The organism is Bordetella tumbae, from assembly GCF_965139195.1.
GTDB lineage: Bacteria > Pseudomonadota > Gammaproteobacteria > Burkholderiales > Burkholderiaceae_B > Bordetella_A > Bordetella_A tumbae.
This window is the reverse complement of sequence record NZ_CBCSJH010000077.1, coordinates 1-5985: the sequence shown is the minus strand read 5'-3', so window position 1 is coordinate 5985 and position 5985 is coordinate 1. Positions and strand designations below refer to the sequence as shown.

The following is a 5985-nucleotide window of genomic DNA, read 5'->3' as shown; positions in this document are numbered from 1 at the left end:
TTTTATGATCGCCCAAAGACAAAACCCCACCAGAGGGAATCTGGTGGGGTTTTGAGGATAAGAGCCTGACGATGACCTACTTTCACAAACGAATGTTCACTATCATCGGCGCGAAGGCGTTTCACTGTCCTGTTCGGGATGGGAAGGAGTGGGACCACCTTGCTATGGTCGTCAGGCGTAAGGGGTTGGGCCGGTAGGGTTTAGGCCTACGGGCCCCAATTTGGAAGAAGCACGACGTGTTGCGCGAGTCAGGTACCGCCCAGGGAGGGTTTCCGTTGGGGGGGTACCGATCGGCGAGCAACAGGGGGTTATGTTTGACGAATTCTTTCTATATAAACGGCACTTGTCGCTACTGTCTCATATCAGGTCATAAAACCCATAGAGTTATAGGATCAAGCCGCACGGGCAATTAGTATCGGTTAGCTCAACACATTACTGTGCTTCCACACCCGACCTATCAACGTTCTGGTCTCGAACGACCCTTCAGGGGGATCTAGTCCCCGGGATACCTAATCTTCAGACGAGTTTCCCGCTTAGATGCCTTCAGCGGTTATCTCTTCCGTACTTAGCTACCCGGCAATGCCATTGGCATGACAACCGGTACACCAGAGGTACGTCCACTCCGGTCCTCTCGTACTAGGAGCAGGCTCCGTCAAGTATCCAACGCCCACGGCAGATAGGGACCAAACTGTCTCACGACGTTTTAAACCCAGCTCACGTACCTCTTTAAATGGCGAACAGCCATACCCTTGGGACCGGCTACAGCCCCAGGATGAGATGAGCCGACATCGAGGTGCCAAACACCGCCGTCGATATGAACTCTTGGGCGGTATCAGCCTGTTATCCCCAGAGTACCTTTTATCCGTTGAGCGATGGCCCTTCCATTCAGAACCACCGGATCACTATGTCCTGCTTTCGCACCTGTTCGACTTGTCAGTCTCACAGTCAAGCACGCTTATGCCATTGCACTATCAGCACGATTTCCGACCGTACCTAGCGTACCTTCGAACTCCTCCGTTACACTTTGGGAGGAGACCGCCCCAGTCAAACTGCCTACCATGCACTGTCCCCGATCCGGATCACGGACCAAGGTTAGAACCGCAAACAAACCAGGGTGGTATTTCAAGGTCGGCTCCACCGAATCTAGCGACTCGGGTTCAGCGCCTCCCACCTATCCTACACAGGCCGGTTCACAGTCCAATGCAAAGCTACAGTAAAGGTTCATGGGGTCTTTCCGTCTAGCCGCGGGGAGATTGCATCATCACAAACACTTCAACTTCGCTGAGTCTCAGGAGGAGACAGTGTGGCCATCGTTACGCCATTCGTGCAGGTCGGAACTTACCCGACAAGGAATTTCGCTACCTTAGGACCGTTATAGTTACGGCCGCCGTTTACCGGGGCTTCGATCAAGAGCTTGCACCCCATCACTTAACCTTCCGGCACCGGGCAGGCGTCACACCCTATACGTCGACTTTCGTCTTGGCAGAGTGCTGTGTTTTTAATAAACAGTCGCAGCCACCGATTCTCTGCGGCCCCTTCATGCTCTGCGCGCAGGCGCATCACACTACCGGGGCATACCTTCTCCCGAAGTTACGGTATCAATTTGCCGAGTTCCTTCTCCTGAGTTCTCTCAAGCGCCTTGGAATATTCATCCCGTCCACCTGTGTCGGTTTGCGGTACGGTCTCGTACAGCTGAAGCTTAGAGGCTTTTCTTGGAACCACTTCCAATCACTTCGGTCCACATGGGACCTCGTGCAACACCCTTGAATCATGCGCCCGGATTTGCCTAAAGCGCCTTCTCTAATGTCGCAACAGGGACTTCCAACACCCTGATGACCTTCCGCGATCCGTCCCCCCATCGCACTGTACGACGGTGCTGGAATATTAACCAGCTTCCCATCAGCTACGCATCTCTGCCTCGCCTTAGGGGCCGACTCACCCTGCGCCGATGAACGTTGCGCAGGAAACCTTGGACTTACGGCGAGGGGGCTTTTCACCCCCTTTATCGCTACTCATGTCAGCATTCGCACTTCTGATACCTCCAGCAGCCTTTACAAGCCACCTTCGCAGGCTTACAGAACGCTCTCCTACCGCGTGTAATAAATTACACACCCGCAGCTTCGGTTTATTGCTTAGCCCCGTTACATCTTCCGCGCAGGACGACTCGATCAGTGAGCTATTACGCTTTCTTTAAAGGATGGCTGCTTCTAAGCCAACCTCCTGACTGTCTATGCCTTCCCACTTCGTTTCCCACTTAGCAATAATTCGGGACCTTAGCTGGCGGTCTGGGTTGTTTCCCTCTTGAGTCCGGACGTTAGCACCCGGTGCTCTGTCTCCCAAGCTGTACTTGCAGGTATTCGGAGTTTGCCATAGTTTGGTAAGTCGCCATGACCCCCTAGCTATAACAGTGCTCTACCCCCTGCAGTAATACTTGAGGCACTACCTAAATAGTTTTCGGAGAGAACCAGCTATTTCCAGATTTGTTTAGCCTTTCACCCCTATCCACAGCTCATCCCCTAATTTTTCAACATTAGTGGGTTCGGTCCTCCAGCACGTGTTACCGTGCCTTCAACCTGGCCATGGGTAGATCATCTGGTTTCGGGTCTACACCCAGCGACTGATTCGCCCTATTCGGACTCGCTTTCGCTACGGCTTCCCTATTCGGTTAACCTCGCCACTGAATGTAAGTCGCTGACCCATTATACAAAAGGTACGCAGTCACCCCACAAGGAGGCTCCTACTGTTTGTATGCACACGGTTTCAGGATCTATTTCACTCCCCTTCCGGGGTTCTTTTCGCCTTTCCCTCACGGTACTGGTTCACTATCGGTCGATCACGAGTATTTAGCCTTGGAGGATGGTCCCCCCATCTTCAGACAGGATTTCACGTGTCCCGCCCTACTTCTCTTACGCCTAGTTCCACAATCCAGATTTCATCTACAGGGCTATCACCTGCTACGGCCGGACTTTCCATTCCGTTCGATTACCTGAACTGCTAAATCGTAAAGGCTCTTCCGATTTCGCTCGCCACTACTTTCGGAATCTCGGTTGATGTCTTTTCCTCGAGCTACTGAGATGTTTCAGTTCACCCGGTTCGCCTTCGCTGGCCTATGTATTCAGCCAGGAATACTGCATCGCTGCAGTGGGTTTCCCCATTCGGACATCTGCGGATCAAAGCTTGTTTGCCAGCTCCCCGCAGCTTTTCGCAGGCTACCACGTCCTTCATCGCCTGTGATCGCCAAGGCATCCACCATGTGCACTTAGTCACTTGATCCTATAACACTAGAGTCTTATAGGACGCTGATATGTTTCGCGTTTGTGCCGTTCATAAGTTTCAAAGCAGTCAATCTCTCAATTGACCTTGAGACTTGGAACAAAATTAATGCAATCACAACCCGCATTCACTTTCGTCAGTATTTAAACCAACTACGTCATGAACGCTTTCGTTGTGCTTCTTCCTAATTGTTAAAGAACAAATGTATAACTCGTTGAGCAAAACCCAACAGATAATCCCGAAGAGATAATCTCCCCTCGAACCTATCTGTTGAACTCTACATCCCAGCCATCCCCCCGGCATCAAACCCGAGTAATGGTGGAGGTGAACGGGATCGAACCGATGACATCCTGCTTGCAAAGCAGGCGCTCTCCCAGCTGAGCTACACCCCCATTTTCCTATCCGCTTCACTCAGGCATCTCTACCCTACGCTTGGCACACAGTAAAACCTGGTGGGTCTGGTTGGATTCGAACCAACGACCCCCGCCTTATCAAGACGGTGCTCTAACCGACTGAGCTACAGACCCTTAATCTTCGGATCAGTACTCAGAATCACGGACCTCGGAGAAGAGTCTTCCCCCTCACCGCAATCAACACCGATCCCAGCTATACATCTAACAACAACCGATAAGCGTGGACGCTTCAGTAGCAGCAACTTCGCTCTTAAAGGAGGTGATCCAGCCGCACCTTCCGATACGGCTACCTTGTTACGACTTCACCCCAGTCATGAATCCTACCGTGGTAATCGCCCCCCTTGCGGTTAGGCTAACTACTTCTGGTAAAACCCACTCCCATGGTGTGACGGGCGGTGTGTACAAGACCCGGGAACGTATTCACCGCGACATGCTGATCCGCGATTACTAGCGATTCCGACTTCACGCAGTCGAGTTGCAGACTGCGATCCGGACTACGATCGGGTTTATGAGATTGGCTCCACCTCGCGGCTTGGCAACCCTCTGTCCCGACCATTGTATGACGTGTGAAGCCCTACCCATAAGGGCCATGAGGACTTGACGTCATCCCCACCTTCCTCCGGTTTGTCACCGGCAGTCTCATTAGAGTGCCCTTTCGTAGCAACTAATGACAAGGGTTGCGCTCGTTGCGGGACTTAACCCAACATCTCACGACACGAGCTGACGACAGCCATGCAGCACCTGTGTTCCAGTTCTCTTGCGAGCACTGCCAAATCTCTTCGGCATTCCAGACATGTCAAGGGTAGGTAAGGTTTTTCGCGTTGCATCGAATTAATCCACATCATCCACCGCTTGTGCGGGTCCCCGTCAATTCCTTTGAGTTTTAATCTTGCGACCGTACTCCCCAGGCGGTCAACTTCACGCGTTAGCTGCGCTACCAAGGCCCGAAGGCCCCAACAGCTAGTTGACATCGTTTAGGGCGTGGACTACCAGGGTATCTAATCCTGTTTGCTCCCCACGCTTTCGTGCATGAGCGTCAGTGTTATCCCAGGAGGCTGCCTTCGCCATCGGTGTTCCTCCGCATCTCTACGCATTTCACTGCTACACGCGGAATTCCACCTCCCTCTGACACACTCTAGCCCGGTAGTTAAAAATGCAGTTCCAAAGTTAAGCTCTGGGATTTCACATCTTTCTTTCCGAACCGCCTGCGCACGCTTTACGCCCAGTAATTCCGATTAACGCTTGCACCCTACGTATTACCGCGGCTGCTGGCACGTAGTTAGCCGGTGCTTATTCTGCAGGTACCGTCAGTTGCCTCAGGTATTATCCAAGGCCGTTTCTTTCCTGCCAAAAGTGCTTTACAACCCGAAGGCCTTCATCGCACACGCGGGATGGCTGGATCAGGGTTGCCCCCATTGTCCAAAATTCCCCACTGCTGCCTCCCGTAGGAGTCTGGGCCGTGTCTCAGTCCCAGTGTGGCTGGTCGTCCTCTCAAACCAGCTACGGATCGTCGCCTTGGTGAGCCTTTACCCCACCAACTAGCTAATCCGATATCGGCCGCTCTAATAGTGCGAGGCCCGAAGGTCCCCCGCTTTCCCCAAAAGGGCGTATGCGGTATTAGCTACGCTTTCGCGTAGTTATCCCCCGCTACTAGGCACGTTCCGATACATTACTCACCCGTTCGCCACTCGCCGCCAGACCGAAGTCCGCGCTGCCGTTCGACTTGCATGTGTAAAGCATCCCGCTAGCGTTCAATCTGAGCCAGGATCAAACTCTTCAGTTCAATCTCTGTTTAATTCGCGCACCGTAACCCGAAGGTCACAGCACTTCACTCAAAGGAAGTGAGGTTCGATGAATATCTATGACATTCAAGGTACTTCACTTCAAATGTGTGCGCTTGATTTCTGTAGCTTTTCGAGCCACCCCAACGAATCGGAGCCGCTCGTGCTGCGCTACCAAGCGCCCACACTTATCGGTTGTTTAGTTGTTAAAGAGCGGGTCCTGCATCGCGTCGCTTTCGCTTCGCATCTGCTGCTGTGTCAGCAGCAGAGAAACGAGATTATGAAGGCTTTTTTTCAAGCTGTCAAATCGATTTATTTCACACCGATCTGAACCCTTCACCACCTCACAGCCACCAGGTCACCCCAGTCACTGCCTCGGTCATTCGGGATATCAGGGTTAACCCTAACCTCACCAACTGCCGAGCCCGAAATATTAACACACTTTTTAAATTCGGTGCAACTAGATCTCAAATAATCATCATCGCGGGAATTTACTGCGTCACCACTTCGGCCCCACC

At 52.4% G+C, this 5985-nt stretch carries 1 protein-coding gene, 2 tRNA genes and 3 rRNA genes; 1 reads left to right on the top strand and 5 read right to left on the bottom strand.

Annotation, left to right across the window (positions count from 1 at the left end; translation table 11 throughout):
- Positions 1 to 63: 63 nt before the first annotated feature.
- From rrf to ACNA0J_RS29575, 5 genes are all read right to left on the bottom strand, one after another.
- Positions 64 to 176, bottom strand: a 5S ribosomal RNA gene (gene rrf, locus ACNA0J_RS29595).
- Between the two features lie 212 nt (positions 177 to 388).
- Positions 389 to 3273 (bottom strand): 23S ribosomal RNA (locus ACNA0J_RS29590).
- A gap of 316 nt (positions 3274 to 3589) precedes the next feature.
- Positions 3590 to 3665: transfer RNA gene (locus ACNA0J_RS29585), tRNA-Ala, on the bottom strand.
- 58 nt (positions 3666 to 3723) lie between these two features.
- Positions 3724 to 3800, bottom strand: a tRNA-Ile gene (locus tag ACNA0J_RS29580).
- A 138-nt stretch (positions 3801 to 3938) separates the two neighbouring features.
- Positions 3939 to 5469: ribosomal RNA gene (locus tag ACNA0J_RS29575) — 16S ribosomal RNA — on the bottom strand.
- The 16S, 23S and 5S rRNA genes sit together here with 2 tRNA genes alongside, the layout of an rRNA operon.
- Before the next feature lie 68 nt (positions 5470 to 5537).
- Between ACNA0J_RS29575 and ACNA0J_RS29570 the strand changes: the two genes are divergently transcribed.
- The gene (locus ACNA0J_RS29570; protein WP_415822591.1) at positions 5538 to 5798 is read left to right on the top strand and encodes a hypothetical protein; all 261 of its coding nucleotides are present in this window, start codon (positions 5538 to 5540) and stop codon (positions 5796 to 5798) included.
- The last annotated feature ends 187 nt before the right edge of the window (positions 5799 to 5985 follow it).

Excerpts from the sequence above, each read along its gene's own strand:
- ACNA0J_RS29570 (WP_415822591.1), top strand. The coding sequence starts at position 5,538 with ATGAATATCTATGACATTCAAGGTACTTCACTTCAAATGTGTGCGCTT.